Genomic DNA, 18,545 nt, shown 5'->3' on the forward strand with positions numbered 1-18,545 from the left:
CGCCGCTCTGTTTTTGATAACGCTTTCACTATCTATCATATAAGAACAAATCTACGTATGCAACTAAAAATATTTATGACTTATTATATTCTGCAAAACGAATTAAATTCCATCTTAATCGTCTTTTATCCCTCATGTACCGTTCTTCTAACAATATATTTATATTACTTTCAAATTCAAATCGTATAAAGCTGTCTTCCATACAGCATATATTTCTTCTTAATCTAAAAAAATCCTTTATAAAAAAGGATTTTTTTACTTCTTCATGCTTTTTAACCACTTCTCAAAAATTTGTACCATTCCATGTTTTCCGGCTAATTTCTCTTCCCCTTGTTTCGTTTTATATGGATATAATTGCAAGAACACACCACATCCAGACTCAATTTTTTTACTATGCATATGACTTCCTGGATATACACAAATAACTTCATAAATGGCCCTTCGATAATAGACTCTCTTTCCATCCTGTTCTTCTACATATTTTATAGACCAGTACTTATACATTTGCTCAGTTGCCTTCGTATTTCCAACGTGCTGAAAAATGTTGTACATTGGGCTATACTTCACTTCAATAATAATAGAAGATTGATATACGTATTTTCCTTCTTCCTTTACATAACAGTCTAAGCGAATGTCTGGCTTCTTCGTATCTTCTCCATTATAAAAATTACTCCCTTTACTTAATGCAATAAGGGGATGAGTTTCAATTAAATCATTAAATGCGACATGTACTCTAATATCATCTCGGTGTAAAACTACTGTCGTTCCATCCTGTAATCCATCTACATAAAAATGTTCTTGAATTTGTTCACGAATGGAATTTCTAGCCTCAAAACCAATTTTCTCTAACATGGAAATAACGATAAAAAAAGCGTAATATTCATACACTAAAAATGTTGGTTTATAAACAAATAATAAAGATGGAGATTGTTCTGTATATTGTGGAAGTACATCTAAATGCTGTAGTAGTTGTTGATGTGGTATCGGTAAATTTTGTGAGTACATGTTACCTGTTTCGGAAACTTCTCTCCAAAATGGAGAATGCATTAAAGTTTGAAAGTATTGTACACTTTCATGTACAAAGTGCGCTAATATTTTATATTCTTGTATCTTCATAGAGCTTTTTCGCAAATCCGCCTCTTTTAGTAAATGAATATTTTTATATTTTTGTTTCTCTCTATCGGTCACTGATCCATTACGCTCAATTGTTTGTATAATCGTTTTTACAGCTTGAAATTCTTCTGATTTCTTCCTTTTTGCTCTTTCTAATATTTCAATTGTTTGGCGCAAAAAACTTTCAGCTTCAAGTAAATAGAAATAAAATTGCATCGCTTTAAATTTAAGAAATGCATTTTCCTTACTATTTTTTTGTTCTATAAACTTACGATTATAATATTTTGCATACGGTTTTCTTTCCGCCACTATGGCTCCTTTTCTCGTTGCTTTCCGCTCTTTTTCTTCCCATTTATATTCATGTATAAATTTTGAACTCGATTCTATTTTCTTAAAAATTTGCTTTATCTTTTTCATTTTTTGCGGCAACTTTCTAAGTAACACTAAATAAGAAGAATCTTCAATATCACTAAGTGCAGAGAAAGTCTTTTTATAATAACCTCTATCTAAAATCAACTCATTCAAAATTGACTTTACATAGTTTTGAATCATTTCAAATTGATCATCAAAAAAATTTTTGGGAACGATTTGAAATGCGCCATAATATGTTCTATCTTCTATATTCACTTCAAAATGATATAATCCACAACGCCATGGATAAAAGAATTCCGTTTTTCCATGTTCATATATTAATACCTTTTGTTTTTTTTCATTTATTTCATATTTTGACTCTTTTATATTTTTCTGTCCCTCATATACTTTATTCCATATAAAAGTAATATTCATTGGACTTTCATAATGGTAATGCAATCTAATTGGTTTTAATTCTTGTACTTTATAAATACATTGAACTAATGCTGTAGTAGATGTACAAAGACGATTTAATAAAATATATTCCCCCTTTGCCTCAGTTCCAATGATTAACTTTAATACAAAAGGGAGTGTTTCTTTCGTATCAACGATTTCTGTTTCATATCGCCCTTCATTTTGCATAGCCATACAGCTCCAGTTCTCTACGCTTTTCTCTTATATATGCTAAAGAGTGTTCAAATGTAGATACTCTGTTTGCAAGTGGCGATTGCAAAAGAGGTAGTAATGTCGCCCCCCTTTTTACGTCTTCAGAAAGTAAAGATCCAACCATCATTTCAGTACCTCTTATTTTCGTCAATACACGTTGCTTGATTTGTAAATCAAATCCCTCTTCTCTACTGATCATATAGGAATGATTATTTTGGAACGGTATATTTTGCAAGTAAGTAGCGATTGCGTTTGCACATCGAAATGAAATTCCCTTTGACATATCATGTGATGACAATACAACATGTAACTTATCTAATAGTTCTAACTCTTCTTCAGAAAACACCTCAATCATCGCTTTATTCCTGACCCAGCTTATACGAAATTCTCCTGCAGTTACTTTCAGAGGTGGTTGTAATACAATTTTCTCTTGTTCCATACACATCTCACAAAACGGAATCTTTTGTAACGTTATTAAATTCGTCCGATCTAATAATCGATCTGAGAGTTCTTTCGTTGTTTCATCAAAGTTTACTGTACCTACAAATATAATATTTTCACCAATTTCAATTGTTGATGGAATTGGATTTTCTTTTTCTTGTACACCTTCATACAAATTTAGAATACGGTTTTGCTTTTCAAGTTGAAGAACAGATAGAAATGGAGTAAACCAATGCTCAATATGTGACATATTCATTTCATCAAAAACGATTATATATAGTTGATTTTGATTTTCTTTTGCCTTCATTAACGCCCTAACTAATTTTGTTTCACTTTCAATAAAAGTACCATTTGGATGAAGGTAACCAAGTAAATCATGTGGTTCTTGATACGATGGTGAAATCGGAATCCAAATCAATTCTTCCCCATACTGTAATCCAAGTGCTTCTGCATAAGCTTGCACAAATCGGGATTTCCCAGCGCCTGGTATACCACCTAGAATCGTCAACATATTTGTTTTCGCACTTATATGGAAATTATAAATGTCCGTTTCATCCAAATATAGCCCTTTATTACGTACAAAACTTTTTACATACTGTAAAAAGACGGATTCACGCTCATCCCATTCCCATTCATCCTTATGCACTTTTATTTCCTCTACTTCTACATGCTTACCTTCTTCAGTCATTCGTTTTTTTAATTGCTCATACATGTGATTGCTTACAAAATACAATTGATCTTCTACCGCTATTTCCACATACTTCATCCAGTCATTTAAGTCTATATACTTACATTCCCGCTGCTGTTCAAAATATGCGATTGAACTAATTGATGATGACTTTAAAGATATATTTCCATATAACCTTCCATCGTGCCACAATAATTCGGGAGGCTCAAAGTCTTTCGGATATTTTGGCATTAGAAATGACAAATAGCCATTTCCAAGTTTTCTTTCTAAAGACTCTCCTTTTTTGTATTCGGAAACTTTAGGTACTGGAATCATTTTATAGCCATTGGCCATTTCTCGTGGTTCTTCTGCACAAATTAACTCCACGTATATATGTCCTCTTTCATAATAGAGACGAAACATAACCAATTGCTTTTCTAATTTTCTTTTCTTTAATTCCGAAAAGACTTTTTCATTCTTTTTATTGCTACATAAACCTTCAAATACGTATGGTTCATTTTTTAATTGCTCTTGTAACGTGAATGGTATTGGCGATAGGCATTGTACAAAGAAGTTCTCTCCATTCTTCTCTCTCTCTGCTTTTGTAAACTTTCCGATAAACCTCATATAGTACATTCTTTTTATAAAACTTGGCTGAAGAGTTTTATGTAATCTCACCTTCGTCACCTTCTTTTTTTCATACTATTCTTAGTGTATGAAAGAAACGAAAAACTAGAAACAAAAAACCTGACGTTATCCGCCAGGTTCAAAATTAAAACGTATATTAATGAGATGGAAATGCTTTTTTCTCTTGTAAAATGGCATTATGAGCAATTTTCATTTTAGCAAGTACATATCGTAATCGATCTTCAGCGTTTTCATCTGTATTTTGCTGTAATTCCGCCAAATTTTCTACAGCACTCGCTAAATTTTCAATCACTCCTCGTAGTTCAGGATGATGATTAAAAAAGGATTCTTGCACTAATACTTTCCTTACTTCACTCGCTAAATCAACAATTCTGGTTAACTGTTCTTTTTCTTCCATTTTCATCCCTCCTGAATATCTTATGTATTAAATATTCTCTAGACAAAGAAAAAAGCCCTTTATTTAAAAGGACTTTTACATTTTTATATTTCCAGTTAATAACATATAAAGTGATGTGATAGCTGCGATAACAATTGCCCACATTACATATCTCTCAATACCTTTAAAACAACGATTTCCTTTTTCTTTTCTTGCATACATGTAAACAATAATCCCAATTCCATACACGATTGAAACAAGTAATAAATTTTTCAAACCTGCTGCATATAGAAGCCATACAGAATAAGTAGAAGCAATTAAAGCTAACGAGCCGTTTTTTACTTTTGCATCTTTTAGTTCGTTTGTAATAACTAATTTAAATTGGAATAACGCTGATAATAAATATGGTACTAAAATTGATGTTGAAGCAATAAAATACATAATTTGATATGTTGATTCTGAAAACAGAACGATTATAAATATAATTTGGGCAACGCCATTTGAGATCCATAATGCCATATGTGGCGTTTGTTTTTTATTTGTTTTCGTAAAGACTTTCGGAAACACGCCATCTTTTCCTGCTACGTGGGAAATTTCAGAAACAAGTAAAAACCAGCCTATTAATGTACCTACAAGTGAAGCAACTAACCCAATGTTAATCGCAACGGCGCCCCATGTCCCAACAACATGTTCTAATACATGTCCCATTGACGGGGTTTCTAACACGGAAAGCTCTCCTCTTGTCATCGCTCCCATAGACAAGACAGAAATTAAAATATAAATAGACATTACTAAAATAAGTCCAAGTACTGTCGCTTTACCAACATCTCGGCTATTTTTCGCTCTACCAGATAATACAACCGCTCCTTCAACCCCAATGAAAACCCAAAGAGTTACAAGCATTGTATTTTTCACCTGACCAAGTATAGAGGAAACTGATATAGTTCCTTCTCCCCAAAAATCATGTGTAAATGTATCCCAGCGAAACGCTGTTACCATTACAACAATAAATAATACGATTGGAACTAATTTCCCTATCGTTGCAATAACATTCATAATAGATGCTTCACGAATTCCAAATAAAATTAGAAAATGAAGTGTCCATAATAAAAGTGATGCACCAACAATAGACGCAACATTATTTCCACCTTTAAAAATGGGGAAGAAATAACCTAATGTACTAAACAGTAACATGATTGTTGCAACGTTTCCTAAAATTCCTGCTAGCCAATATCCCCAAGCACTGTTAAATCCGATATATTCTCCGAAACCAGCGCGTGCATAACTATAAATTCCGCCCTCAAGCTCCGGTTTTTGTCTTGCTAACGTTTGATATACGAGCGCGAGTGGAATCATTCCCATCGCTGTAATACACCAACCAATTATTATAGAGCCGCTATTTGCTCCTACTGCTAAATCATGCGGTAAACTAAAAACACCGCCACCAACCATCGTTCCGACTACTAATGCAATTAATGGAAAAAAACCTAACTTCTTTTCTATTTGTACCACCCCATCTGTCATTCTAGGTGTTATGTTCGTTCAACTATTAAAGTCACCTTTTTCTCTAATAGACGTTTCTCTTATATTTTTTCAGGAAAACATTACTTATTCTAAAAGAAAATGAAGAAAAATGGAATACTTTTTTGAAAAAATGTATAAGTATGCACAAAAAAACCGTTCATTTTGTAATGAACGGTCATTTCATACATATAAATTTGTATATTTCTTGTAAAATTAACGAAGTAAATTCTCTTTTTGTAAAAATTGTTTTGCAACTTCTTCACTACTTTTTCCATTCACATTTACTTCATAATTCATTTTTCGCATTTCTTCATCTGTAATCTTCCCAGATAATGTATTTAATACTTTTTCAAGTTCAGGATATTTCTGTAACGTCTCTTTTCTTAATAACGGTGCACCTTGGTACGGTGGGAATAACCCTTTATCATCTTTTAGCACTTTCAGTCCATACTGCTCAAGTTCACTATCAGTTGAATATGCATCGATTACGTTAACATCCCCTGATTGAATTGCACTATAACGTAGTTTCGGTTCCATCGTTTTCACATTTAAAAACTTATAGTTATATAATTTTTGCATTCCTTTATAACCGTCTTCACGATCAGCAAATTCTAATGTGAATCCTACTTTAGCATCCTGTGCCATTTTTCCTAAATCAGAAATTGTATTTATATTATTTTGATCTGCTATTTTTTTCGGCATAGCTAGTGCATATGTATTGTTATACTCCATTGGCTTCAACATGACCATATTATATTTCTTTTCCATTCCAATGCGAGCCTGCTCATATACTTCATCCCGATTTGTGCTTTTTGGCTCTTCTTTCACAAAAGTAGATAAAGCTGTTCCTGAAAATTCAGGGTATATATCTACTTCTCCTGATTTCAATGCTTCAAATACAAATGCTGTTTTTCCAAGACCTGGTTTTAATTCTACGTGTAAATCGGTATCTTGTTCGATAAGTTGCTTATACATTTGAATTAAAATTTCAGGTTCTGATCCAAGTTTGCCGGCAATAACAATATCTTTCTTTTGTGTGTTCCAAAGAAAGGGAGAAGCAATCATTATACAAGTAATACATATCGTCAATATAACACGCTTAGAAGAGCGTTTTGGACTCTCAAGCACTCGAAGTACTACATCAAAGAATAAAGCGAGTAACGCGGCTGGTACGGCCCCTAAAATGATAAGCGCATGATCATTTCGATCGATACCAAGTAATATGAGTTTTCCGAGCCCACCAGCACCTATAAGAGCTGCTAATGTAGCCGTTCCAACAATTAATACCATCGCCGTACGAATACCGGCCATAATAATTGGTAATGCAAGAGGAAGCTCTACCTTCCACAGTCTTCTCCAGCTATTCATGCCCATAGCTCTCGCTGCTTCGATTAAAGATTCATCTAACTCCCTTATTCCTGTATATGTGTTTCGTAAAATAGGTAATAGTGCATACACAACTAATGCAATAATGGCTGGGAATTTTCCAATTCCTACTAACGGAATTAAAAGTCCGAGTAATGCAAGTGATGGCACTGTCTGCATAACCGCAGAAGTTCCTATTATAAATTCAGCCATTCGTTGTTTTCTCGTTAATAAAATGCCAAGTGGCACCGCAATAATTACTGCAAAAAATAGTGAAATAAGCGATATTTGTAAATGCTCACTTAATGCAGTTAGTAATTCTATTTTCCGCTCTTGGAACGTTTGTATAAAATCAGTCACTGTTTAGCCTCTTTCCTTCATTTGTTCAACAATGTAATTAACAATATGACGACTTGTTAAAGCTCCAACATATTGACCATTTTCTTCAACTGGAACGACTTCGTCAGCTCGTACACGAACTAATGCTTCTTGTAAAGAAGAATGCAATGATAATGCATCCCCTTCTGCCCGTATACTTTCATCAAGTGGCAATACATCTTCTATACTTTTCCCCTCATACCAAGGTTGTCCACGATTTCCAATGAACTCTTCTACAAACTCATTTTTCGGATTATGTATAATACCTTCTGGTGTATCTAATTGAACTACTCTTCCTTCTTTCATAATACAAATACGATCTCCAAGTGATAATGCTTCTTGCATATCATGTGTTACGAATACAATTGTTTTTTGAATCTTCTTTTGCAATTGTACGATATCCTTCTGAAGCTGTTCCCTACTTAATGGATCTAACGCACTAAACGGTTCATCCATAAGAACGATTTTCGGGTTTGCGGCTAATGCCCTTACGACACCAACGCGCTGCTTTTGCCCTCCTGACAATTCATCAGGCATACGATTGCGATATACGTCTGGATCTAGCCCGACCATCTGTAGCAACTCATCGACACGAGCTTTTATTTTTTCTTTGCTCCATTTTCTCATTTCAGGAACGACTGCAATATTTTCAGCAATTGTCATATGCGGAAACAAAGCGATTTGCTGCAATACGTATCCTATATTCCAACGCAGTTCGTTTATATTATATTGTTGAATATCTTTTCCATCGATTAAAATAGATCCCTCAGTCGTTTCAATTAAACGGTTAATCATTTTCATTGTCGTTGTTTTCCCGCAACCACTCGGACCAATGAGAACAAAAAATTCTCCCTTTTTAATTTCTAAATGCAATGAGTCCACTGCTTTCATGCCATCTTCATACGCTTTTGACACATGATTAAATTGAATCACAAATACAACTCCTTTAATGTTGTTTCCTTTATTTTGATGGAATACGGCATTCATTTCAAATGATACGCTTTATAATTAAAAAAGAGCTCAAATTTGAGCTCTAACGGTCGAACAATATTGTTTTCATTATTGCAGCATATTCACGTACATACATTTTTTTCTTAGAGCGCATTGGTGTTTCAGCAGCTAGTGCCTCCATCTTCATGCCTAAACGCTTTGCAATTATTTTGGTCCTATACAAATGATACGTATTACTTACAACTACCGCATGTTTCACATCATATAAATCCATACTAAACTTTAAATTCTCATACGTATTTGTAGATTGATCTTCTATTAAAATACGACTCTCATCTATACCATGTACCATTAAATAGTTTCTCATACTATGAGCTTCCGGTATATCTTCATCTTCTCCTTGACCACCTGAAACAATTACTTTCACTGTAGGATGGGAAACTAAATATTCCAATGCTACATCCAAACGGTTTTGAAGAGATAAAGACGGTTTATCTCCAAATAATTTTGCGCCTAATATAAGAACGTACGGAGAGTGATGGCTCAATTTTTCACGAGCAACCTGCTTCATTCGAAACGTCATATAAAGAATGTATAGTGGTGGTAATAATAAAATTATAAGCAAGATCCATTTGTTCATAAATCAATTTGCACTCCCTTTCTTTTTATTATATAGAAAAAGAAAGGAAGGCAGAAGTGTTTTTTAAACGATCGATTTATTAGAAACACTCGCTTCGAATTTACGTTTTGAGATTACATAGTTTATAGCAATTCCTAACGAAAGGATCAATATGAAACTTAGTAAATAAAACGGTACCATGACACCTACTTTAGAAACACCAGCTGTAAACAACATTAACAATACAATTTGAATTCCTGTGTCAATTAACCGAAATAAGCTATCCACTCTTCCCATTACTTCGTTTGGAATTTCCTCCATCATTAATACATGTCTCGCCACTCTTGTAACTGCATTTCCAATTGCATGAAAAATTGCAAGTCCATATAACAACATTACGGAAGGTTCAATAATCATTACGGTAATTGAAATTACATATAGGAACATCGTCATGACGATTGAAATTTCTATTTTGACATATTTCATCATAATTGGAATACTTATTCCCGCCAAAACCGCTCCGACACCATACCTTCTATTGCGTAGACAGAGGCACTAGCTTTTAATATATCTGAAATATATACCGGGATTAAATAATTTGCCACCATAACACCGATAAACGGCATATAAGTCGCAAGTAAAAACAAAAAGAACTTCGGACGCTTTTGCATAAAGTGAATCCCTTCGAACAATTGCTTCTTAAATGTTACTTTCTTTTTCACTTCATTTTTCTTTACGTACGGTATACATAAGAAAAGGAAAAATGCTCCTACAAAAGTTAACATATCTACTAACAAGATCCATTTTAAAGAAATGATTTCAATTAGGAAGCTAGCAGCCGCTCCTGAAATAACTTGAGTTAATTGTCCCTGTATTTCCATTGTTCCACTTAAATTTTTATAATGTTCTGCTTGAAATATCTCTTGGTTGAACGCAAATATTGTAGGATAAAATAATAAATAGTAAAATGACCCTGCTATATATATAAGAATATAGTGAATAGAATGATAAGGTTGCCCAGTAAATCCCCATACAGCCACCATTCCTATAACGACTATCCCTATACCTTCATTACATAATAATAAAGATTTTCTTGAAAAACGATCAATACTTTGCCCAATAAACGGTGTTAATAAAAACATAATAAGAGTTGCGATGATGGAAACATAACCAAACGTTGTCTCTCCTCCACTCTCTTTAATTAACAACCACGGAATCGTTATCATAACAATACCGGAACCAATAGCTGATAGACTATTGGCCCCTAGAATGAAATACAAGCGTGAATCTTTATACAGAGATGGCATATCACTCCACTCCTAGTTGTTTTTTCACCTCTTTATATACGCCCATGTATGCTTTTAATTCTTTAACTAAATCATGAATTAATGGTTTTGCATCTTCTCCCAGTTCACCGTCTTGTACATGAAGTCCATCAAGCACAACTTGTTTTGGGATAGCATTTGCGTATACTCCTCTAGCAACAATGCGCATACTGTTTAATGCGTTAATTCCACCTTTACCGCCTCCTGCAACGGCTAATAAAGCGACAGGTTTATGAATAAATTCACTACTACTTAAGTAATCTAACGAATTTTTCAGCGCTCCACTCATTGCATTATGATATTCAGGTGTACATAGTACTACACCGTCTGCAGTTTTCACTAATGCCTTTAATTTTTTTACCGCTTCTAATTCACGTTGTGATTCTTCCCCATTATATAAAGGCAGTTCCTCTGCTGCTAAATCATATAACTCCCCTTCAAATTGATTAGCAATATACTTTGCCACCACACGAGTTCTACCGAATTTTCTTGGTGTACCGTTAATAACGACTAGTTTCATAATTATTTCTCCCCTTTGTTTTCCAGCTATACTTATATATTATCAGAAATTTCTATACAAAACACAATATAAAGAGGGAACTAGCTTGATAAAATAGTATGATAGACGTAAAAAGAACTCATACTTTCGTATGAGTTCTTCACAATTACTTTTTTTCTCCTTTATGACTCAGTATGCCTATGCTTCCTTTCGCCTCAAAATAGTTATACGCTTTTTCTGCTAATTTAATACGTTCTTCTGGTAATTCTATATATTTCATAACGTTTTCTATTATTTTTTCATACGGAGTAAACACTATTCCTGGCCACTCTATCTCGTCCTCAGGATTACTATTTTCAGAGATAATAAATTTCTTATTTGCCACTGCATAAGAAACTCGAGGAGTTTCAAGAATACCCGATAAGTAAAAATGAATATTTAATATAATTTTAGACCTAGCAATCAATTCATTTCTAACAATTCCCCACGCATTATTTTTAAAAACAATATTTAAATTCGGGGCAACTACTTTTAATTGATTAAAAATAGCTTGTCGCCTTGGGTTAAGAGCACCTATAAACAGTATATCAATGTCTTCAGTTAACTCTTCATCAAATGCATCTTTTTTTATTTCTAGAGTTGGGGCATAGTTCATTTCCACATGTTTTATTTCTTTTCCTACTCCTTTTTGTTTTAACCATTCTATATTTTGTTTACTATAATCCCAAATTTCCTTATCTTTTAATAACATTAAATAAAGAGGATGCGCATAAGGACTTCCTTCATATAGCTGTTCTAAATTATAAACAATTGCATTTTTTGGTAGTAGATTCGGATTATGTGCGTACGTATGCGCTCCAAAAACAATTGTATTTTTCACATTTTCTAGTATTGTTTCTGAAATAATTGCTGTATTTCCCTCCTGCTCCAATCGCCATTTCAAAGCTCGCGCAACATCTATAAAACTACCATACGTCTTTGGGCATATAAAAAGACAATAATCATATTCTTTATTCAAATAAGCTTCCATTAGTCTTAAATTATTTTTATATAAATCCACATCCGGATATCTAATTAAAAGCTCACTTGCATGTTTTTTTGCTACTTTATACATTCCAGCATAATAAGCAGCAATGCACCTTCTTAATTCGATTTTTTGCCGATGCTCTTCTGCTACGTCCATGTCTATAAGGAGATTTGCGATACAATACGCTTTTAAATGATCACGATCATAATAATAATCTAGTAGTGGCATCAATTCTTCATACGTATTTCCATGCACGGATTCCCCTAGTTCTAGCGCCCATCGTATTAATTCCATGATTACTCCACTACTCCTTTAACCGACAATGTATTTAATAAAATTTCGCATTACTTTCTACCATATTTGCTATATGCAACGGTAGCTCTTCTTTTTTCGATTCCAAATATTTTTGTGATACTGCACCTAAATGTTTTTTATGCGGTATATAAAAAGCACTTATAGAAATCTCATAGTCAAATAAGTAATCATACACATGATAATCTACAAATAGCAGATCATTTTTCGGAAAAGGAATTTCCTTCCCTTGCAACGCATACATCAAAGCAATATTATTTTGAGATTTTAATCGATACATTCTTGCAAGTTGGTATAATGGCTCAGCCCGAGTTGGTCTATATTCCCACGCTTTTTGAAAATAAAGAATAGCTAATGCTGTATATTGCTCTTCTTGCGCCTTAGCATTTTCTTTTTCATCCACTTCTGTTACCTCATATTGTTTATTTGCTGAACGGTTTGCTAATTGTTCATAACAAAATCCTATTCGCAATAACGAATAGAACACCTCTTCAACCCATCCACCTGCTTCCACTCTTTTTTTGTACCATTTAATCGAATCTTCAAATTGACTTAAATGAAAATAAGTTTGGGCTAAGTAAAATAAATATCTTATATGCAAATCTGGCGTTGTTTCTGGATCACTCAATCCTTGTAACAACAACCGCTCATCTCTCTCAAATTTATCAGCTTTACTACCACCATCCCCAGGATCGTTAACGACAAGCGTCTCTAACCTAGCTACCCTCGTATTGTAATTCGCACCAACTTTGGAACGATCTATATCCCAATACTCATGAGTAACACCGACAGATTTCCATGGTAAAGAAGCTTTCAAAAGGCGTGTAAGCCAATACTTAATATGAATATCATATTGCATTGTAAGATAGTGGTCTTCCGTTAAACTAGTCTTATCAAACTCGGGATCAACTTCTAATATCATATCTGCATCTAATATTAATAAATAATCTGCTTCTGGATATGTTTTTTGTGCTAATGAAACTGCTAAACTTCTGTTATAGCCAAAATTTTGAAATGGTTCATGATGAACTGTTCCAGGGATTTCATTTTCTTCACACCAATTTTCAATAATTTCAGGTGTATTATCAGTTGATCCCGTATCACAAATAGAAACAAAATCTACAATTGATTTTGTAGCATTTAAACATCTTTCCATAATTCTAGACTCGTTTTTAACAATCATACAAAGACATAACTTTTTTTCTTCCCCTGCATTCTTCACTTGCTCATTTCCCATTTAACCACCTCATATTTTATTAACACGCTCTTTTCATATGTAACACCACTTCATAGCTACACTGATGACATAATCATCCTTTTACTATTTATGAAAATTTCATTTTATTTATTCTTATTTTTATGTTGGGACATCTTTCATGCTTCACTATATATTTGATACAATCAGTACAAATAAACAATGATTGATTGATATTTTTAAATTAGAGATTTCTTACACTATAAAAAAAGAAACTTGCGCCTATGCACAAGTTTCTTTTTAAAAACAACCTTATTTTTTCACAACTTCATGTCCACCGAACTGATTACGAAGAGCTGAAACTACTTTTCCGTGGAATGTATCATCTTCTTGAGAACGGTAGCGCATAAATAATGACATTGCGATTACCGGTGCTGCCGCTTGAAGTTCAAGTGCCGTTTCCACAGTCCATTTCCCTTCTCCTGAAGAGTTCATCACACCTTTAATGCCATCAAGTTTAGGATCATCTGCAAATGCCTTTTCAGTTAAGTCCATTAACCAACCGCGGATAACTGATCCGTTTGCCCATACTTTAGCAACATCTTCATAATTGAAATCAAAATCACTTTTATCTAACACTTCAAAGCCTTCAGCGATTGCTTGCATCATTCCGTATTCAATACCGTTATGAACCATTTTTAAGAAATGACCACTTCCGACGCGGCCTGCATAAGAATACCCATTCTCTACTGCTAAATCTTTAAATAAAGGTTCTAATTGATCATAAATTTCTTTTTCTCCACCAACCATTAAGCAAGCACCGTATCTAGCTCCTTCTACACCGCCTGATGTACCGATATCTACGTAATGTAAACCAAAACTTTTCGCTTCTTCAGCACGGCGTAACGTATCTTTATAGAATGAATTCCCGCCTTCAATAACGATATCGCCTTCCTCTAATAATGGATATACATCTTTTAGTACCGATTCAACAACTTCTCCCGCAGGTACCATTACCCAAATTTTACGAGGAGCTTCTAGTTCAGCAATCATTTCTTTTAATGTATGACGAGCGGTAATCCCTATTGCCCCTGCCTTTTCAACAAGCTCTTTATTAACGTCATATACCACTACTTCATGCTTGTCTTCATATAAATGTTCTGCTAATGGGAATCCCATTTTTCCTAATCCAATTAAACCTAGTTTCATATTAATCAATCTCCCATTCTATACAAATATATTTAATAACGAAATGAGTCCAAGTGCTACGACAGATAATATCGTCTCCATTGCAGTCCATGTTAATAATGTTTCTTTCACAGTCATTCCGAAATATTCTTTAATCATCCAAAATCCAGAATCATTTACATGTGATAAAATTAATGACCCTGCACCTGTTGCAAGTGCTAGTAGTTCAACATTTACACCTGGTGTACTTGCTGCAATCGGCGCAACAATACCAGCTGCTGTCATCATAGAAACTGTAGCAGATCCAGTCGCAATTCGGATAAGTGCCGCAATTCCCCAACCTAATAATATCGGTGAAATATGAGATTCTTTCGCCATTTCTGCGATTGTCGTTCCAATTCCAGAATCTAATAATACTTTATTAAACGCACCGCCTGCACCGATAACTAACAGTATGTTCGCAATTGGCCCTAAACAATCATTTGTAAATTGTAATACTTTATCTTTTGAGAAACCTTTTGCATAACCAAGACTAAAGAAAGAATATATCGTTGCAATTAATAACGCGACTATTGGATCTCCAATGAAGTGCAATACTTGTGCAAGTTGACTTGTTTTGCTTAGCCCTACTTCCGCAATCGATGCACCTAGCATAAGAAATACTGGAAGTAAAATAGTAAACAATGTATTTCCGAAACTAGGAAGTTCCTTCTTCTTATCTCTTTCAATAAATTGCTCCGCTATATCTAATGGTACTTCTTTATGTATACGAGCACCGATCCATTTCCCGTAAAGCGGACCTGAAATGATTGCAGTTGGAAGTCCGACGATTAAAGCATATAAAATTGTCTTCCCTACATCTGCTTTAAAAATACCTACTGCTGCCATCGCTGCTGGATGTGGCGGAACGAGTCCGTGTACAACAGATAAACCTGCTACTAGTGGTATACCAATTGTAATAAGTGATACCCCTGTTTCTAACGCAATTGTAAATACTAATGGAATTAACAGTACAAATCCAACTTGGAAAAACACTGGAATCCCCACTAAAAATGCAACGAACATCATTGCCCAGTGAACACGTTTCTTCCCAAAACGATCAATTAATGTGTTAGCAATTCGTTCAGCACCGCCAGATTCGGCCATCATTTTTCCAAGCATCGTTCCTAATGCTAATACTATCGCTAAAAACCCTAACGTATTACCAAGCCCTAGTTTAATAGAATCGATAATCCCTGGATCTTTTGGTGAAGTTCCAATCAATGGCATTCCCATTGCTAGTCCTACACCAATTGCTGTTAAAATTAACGCGACAAACGGATGCCATTTTACTACTGTAATAAGTAAAAGTAGTATGACAACTGCCGCTAGTACGATTCCAACTACCATTTCTCCCAATCCCCCTATTGTTTACGTTGGAAAGCAGCTATACAATCAAATTCTTCCTTCAAGCGATTGTAAAGTCGTTCATACATATAAAACATTTCTAAATATATAGCCGTATTTTCTTTATTCGGTACATGATGATGAACAATATCAATCCAATCCTTTACCTCTTCAAGAGAATCAATTTTTCCTACAGCATATAAAGCAACTGCCGCTGCCCCAAGCGCAGATGCTTCATGACTTTCAGGAACAAGCAATTCTTTTCCCATCATATCGGATAACATTTGTCTCCAAAATGCAGATTTCGCAAAACCTCCTGAAACGCGTATTTCAGTAAGTGGCCCTGTACAATCCCTGATTGCGAGTGCAACAGAATATACGCTCATACAAACACCTTCCATGACTGCACGTATAAAATGTTCTCGTTTATGCTGAAGGTTTATTCCAAAGAATGTACCACGAGCATTTGCATTCCAGTAAGGTGCACGTTCTCCAGATAGAAACGGTAAAAATAGCAATCCACCCGCTCCAGCTGGTACACTTTCCGCATACTTAATTAATAAATCATACGGATCAATGCCAAGCTTCCTTGCAACCTCTTGTTCCGGGCTACCAAATTCATCACGTAACCATCTCAATAATATTCCGCCGTTATTCGTTGGTCCCCCGATCACCCAGTGCTCGTCTGTTAATGCATAACAAAACGTTCTTCCTTTTTCATCTGTATTAACACTTGATGAAATTGTTCGAACCGCACCACTTGTACCAATTGTAATTGCAGCTGAGCCAGGCGATATTGCCCCAACGCCTACATTCGCAAGAACACCATCACTTGCACCAATAACAACTGGCGTATCTTCACGAATGCCCATCTTTTGTGCTAATTCAGGTTTCATACCCGATAAAATATATGCAGTTGGCACTGGTGTTGATAATTGTTCTGGTGACATATGTAACAACGTTAAAACATCTTCATCCCAGTTTAATGTTTCTAAATTAAATAACCCAGTAGCTGATGCTATTGAATAATCCACTACGTAACGTGAAAACAATTGATACATAACATACTCTTTAATGGAAATAAATTTATATGCGCTCGCATATAATTCTGGCTCTTCCTCTTTCATCCACAATAATTTAGAAAGTGGCGACATCGGATGAATTGGTGTACCCGTTCGTCTATAAATTTCATGACCATTCATATGTTGTAATAATTTTTCTGACTGTTTCGTACTTCGATTATCTGCCCAAATGATAGAATGCGTTAATGGTGCACCGTTTTTATCTACTGCAATTAATGCGTGCATTGCTGTACTAATACCGATTGAAGAAATATCCTCTGGTAACACGTTACCCTTTCGGATGGCAACGCTTACAGTTTTATATACAGCAGCACATATTACATCAGGATCTTGCTCAGCCCATCCGACATTCGGTTGAATAATTGAATAATCAACTGCATGTGATGCAACGACTTTTCCTTTTTCTGTAAATACAACCGTTTTTGTACTTGTGGTACCGATATCAATCCCGATTACTCTCCCCCTTGTTTCCATGCGAATCTTCCCTTCGTTTCTAGCAAAATACGATCTAGTAAACCGTTTACATGAATTAGTATATAAAATATTTTTTCATTAATAAAGTTTTAAAAAGAAAATTTTTTTCACAACAAAAAATATATCCCCCTCATTCCATTTCACTTACATACTAAATTTAGATTTTCCCCGCGGTAAAGTTGCGTTATATTCGTTACGTTTCGCAACACACTCTCTTTTTCTTTCATTAACAACACATACATAGTCCTTCCTTACGTTCTACTCATTTGCATGAAAAAGAGTTGAGAAGCAATATTCATTTTTAAGGGTCACTTTACATAACCATCAAGCTAAGAAAAATGATTAGTGACCCTTCTTTTTATACAAGTCCGAAAAATAAGGGATATTTTTAAAAGATTATTAAGTAGGCAATAGTTAATTGATTAGGCCAGTATTTTTATTCTTCACTAATAAAGGGAGCAATTATCTTTTTTTCATGAGAAGATAACACGATATTTGTTGATGGCGTACCATATTGCATCGAATCATCAATAAATTTTTCTAAACTTTCTACAGAATACGTTGCTAATTTGACAATATAGCTAATTTCCCCTGCTACTCTGTAACACTCAATTACATCTGGATGATTATAGCAAAAGTTAGATAATGATTTACAATTCGTTGATTTAAACAATATAAGTGCAGAAATTGGACGATTAATTTTTTTTAGAGAAACACGTGCATGGTAACCTTCAATAATTTGTTGCTCCTCTAACTTCCTTACTCGCTCAGTTACTGACGGAGAAGATAAGTGAACTGCTTCAGCTAAATCCTTCATTGAAATTTTTGCATTTGACTGTAATAACCCCACGATTTTTTTATCAATTTGATCCATAAACTATCCAACCTTTTTTTATAAAATAGAATAACCTAAATTCTTTATATAATAAAGCCAAACAATTGAATATCCTTATTTAAC

Annotated in this window: 14 protein-coding genes and 1 pseudogene; all 15 read right to left on the reverse strand. The window is 34.4% G+C overall.

All coding sequences use genetic code 11. The features are described from left to right. Positions 1–255 precede the first annotated feature (255 nt). The 15 genes and pseudogenes from QCI46_RS16625 to QCI46_RS16695 all read right to left on the reverse strand — a co-directional run bounded on the left by QCI46_RS16625 (position 256) and on the right by QCI46_RS16695 (position 18,461). Positions 256–2,106, reverse strand: a complete 1,851-nt coding sequence (locus tag QCI46_RS16625) for a hypothetical protein (protein ID WP_353840914.1) — start codon at positions 2,104–2,106, stop codon at positions 256–258. Then, entirely contained in the window at positions 2,096–3,916 is a 1,821-nt protein-coding gene (locus tag QCI46_RS16630; RefSeq protein ID WP_353840915.1) for an AAA family ATPase, read from the reverse strand. Before QCI46_RS16630 ends, QCI46_RS16625 begins: the two co-directional genes overlap by 11 nt. Before the next feature lie 106 nt (positions 3,917–4,022). Next, on the reverse strand, positions 4,023–4,283 hold the full coding sequence (locus QCI46_RS16635; RefSeq protein ID WP_000391452.1) for a hypothetical protein: 261 nt from the start codon (positions 4,281–4,283) through the stop codon (positions 4,023–4,025). Between the two features lie 75 nt (positions 4,284–4,358). Next, a complete protein-coding gene (locus QCI46_RS16640) occupies positions 4,359–5,786 on the reverse strand; it encodes a basic amino acid/polyamine antiporter (RefSeq protein WP_000129474.1) in 1,428 nt (475 codons plus the stop codon). Between the two features lie 213 nt (positions 5,787–5,999). Next, complete coding sequence (locus tag QCI46_RS16645) at positions 6,000–7,511, reverse strand: ABC transporter permease/substrate-binding protein (RefSeq protein ID WP_353840916.1); 1,512 nt, start codon at positions 7,509–7,511, stop codon at positions 6,000–6,002. Positions 7,512–7,514: 3 nt separating this feature from the next. Continuing rightward, positions 7,515–8,462, reverse strand: a complete 948-nt coding sequence (locus QCI46_RS16650; RefSeq protein ID WP_353840917.1) for an ABC transporter ATP-binding protein — start codon at positions 8,460–8,462, stop codon at positions 7,515–7,517. 100 nt (positions 8,463–8,562) lie between these two features. Next, a complete protein-coding gene (locus QCI46_RS16655; RefSeq protein ID WP_353840918.1) occupies positions 8,563–9,120 on the reverse strand; it encodes a YdcF family protein in 558 nt (185 codons plus the stop codon). Positions 9,121–9,183: 63 nt separating this feature from the next. Beyond that, positions 9,184–10,406 (reverse strand): annotated as a pseudogene (locus tag QCI46_RS16660) (MFS transporter). 1 nt (position 10,407) lies between these two features. Continuing rightward, positions 10,408–10,944, reverse strand: a complete 537-nt coding sequence (locus QCI46_RS16665; protein ID WP_353840919.1) for an NADPH-dependent FMN reductase — start codon at positions 10,942–10,944, stop codon at positions 10,408–10,410. Positions 10,945–11,089: 145 nt separating this feature from the next. Then, on the reverse strand, positions 11,090–12,244 hold the full coding sequence (locus QCI46_RS16670; RefSeq protein WP_353840920.1) for a CgeB family protein: 1,155 nt from the start codon (positions 12,242–12,244) through the stop codon (positions 11,090–11,092). 34 nt (positions 12,245–12,278) lie between these two features. After that, positions 12,279–13,499: a tetratricopeptide repeat-containing glycosyltransferase gene (locus QCI46_RS16675; protein WP_147786216.1), complete on the reverse strand. Its 1,221-nt coding sequence runs from the start codon at positions 13,497–13,499 to the stop codon at positions 12,279–12,281. A gap of 270 nt (positions 13,500–13,769) precedes the next feature. Then, positions 13,770–14,666, reverse strand: a complete 897-nt coding sequence (gene gnd / locus QCI46_RS16680; RefSeq protein ID WP_088092666.1) for a phosphogluconate dehydrogenase (NAD(+)-dependent, decarboxylating) — start codon at positions 14,664–14,666, stop codon at positions 13,770–13,772. Between the two features lie 18 nt (positions 14,667–14,684). After that, positions 14,685–16,034 carry a GntP family permease gene (locus QCI46_RS16685; RefSeq protein WP_000260195.1) on the reverse strand — a complete coding sequence of 450 codons (1,350 nt, stop codon included), beginning with the start codon at positions 16,032–16,034 and terminating at the stop codon, positions 14,685–14,687. 14 nt (positions 16,035–16,048) lie between these two features. Continuing rightward, complete coding sequence (gene gntK, locus QCI46_RS16690; protein WP_353840921.1) at positions 16,049–17,587, reverse strand: gluconokinase; 1,539 nt, start codon at positions 17,585–17,587, stop codon at positions 16,049–16,051. A gap of 436 nt (positions 17,588–18,023) precedes the next feature. Beyond that, a complete protein-coding gene (locus QCI46_RS16695; protein ID WP_060488643.1) occupies positions 18,024–18,461 on the reverse strand; it encodes an Lrp/AsnC family transcriptional regulator in 438 nt (145 codons plus the stop codon). Positions 18,462–18,545: the final 84 nt, after the last annotated feature.

Origin of the sequence: Bacillus cereus group sp. RP32, assembly GCF_040459735.1 — a bacterium.
Taxonomy (GTDB): domain Bacteria; phylum Bacillota; class Bacilli; order Bacillales; family Bacillaceae_G; genus Bacillus_A; species Bacillus_A wiedmannii.

What these genes read in the sequence shown, in the direction of transcription:
- QCI46_RS16625 (WP_353840914.1), bottom strand. Translation starts at nt 2,106, where the DNA reads ATGCAAAATGAAGGGCGATATGAAACAGAAATCGTTGATACGAAAGAA.
- QCI46_RS16635 (WP_000391452.1), bottom strand. Translation starts at nt 4,283, where the DNA reads ATGGAAGAAAAAGAACAGTTAACCAGAATTGTTGATTTAGCGAGTGAA.
- QCI46_RS16640 (WP_000129474.1), bottom strand. Translation starts at nt 5,786, where the DNA reads ATGACAGATGGGGTGGTACAAATAGAAAAGAAGTTAGGTTTTTTTCCA.
- QCI46_RS16655 (WP_353840918.1), bottom strand. Translation starts at nt 9,120, where the DNA reads ATGAACAAATGGATCTTGCTTATAATTTTATTATTACCACCACTATAC.
- QCI46_RS16665 (WP_353840919.1), bottom strand. Translation starts at nt 10,944, where the DNA reads ATGAAACTAGTCGTTATTAACGGTACACCAAGAAAATTCGGTAGAACT.
- QCI46_RS16670 (WP_353840920.1), bottom strand. Translation starts at nt 12,244, where the DNA reads ATGGAATTAATACGATGGGCGCTAGAACTAGGGGAATCCGTGCATGGA.
- QCI46_RS16675 (WP_147786216.1), bottom strand. Translation starts at nt 13,499, where the DNA reads ATGGGAAATGAGCAAGTGAAGAATGCAGGGGAAGAAAAAAAGTTATGT.
- gnd (WP_088092666.1), bottom strand. Translation starts at nt 14,666, where the DNA reads ATGAAACTAGGTTTAATTGGATTAGGAAAAATGGGATTCCCATTAGCA.
- QCI46_RS16685 (WP_000260195.1), bottom strand. Translation starts at nt 16,034, where the DNA reads ATGGTAGTTGGAATCGTACTAGCGGCAGTTGTCATACTACTTTTACTT.
- gntK (WP_353840921.1), bottom strand. Translation starts at nt 17,587, where the DNA reads ATGGAAACAAGGGGGAGAGTAATCGGGATTGATATCGGTACCACAAGT.
- QCI46_RS16695 (WP_060488643.1), bottom strand. Translation starts at nt 18,461, where the DNA reads ATGGATCAAATTGATAAAAAAATCGTGGGGTTATTACAGTCAAATGCA.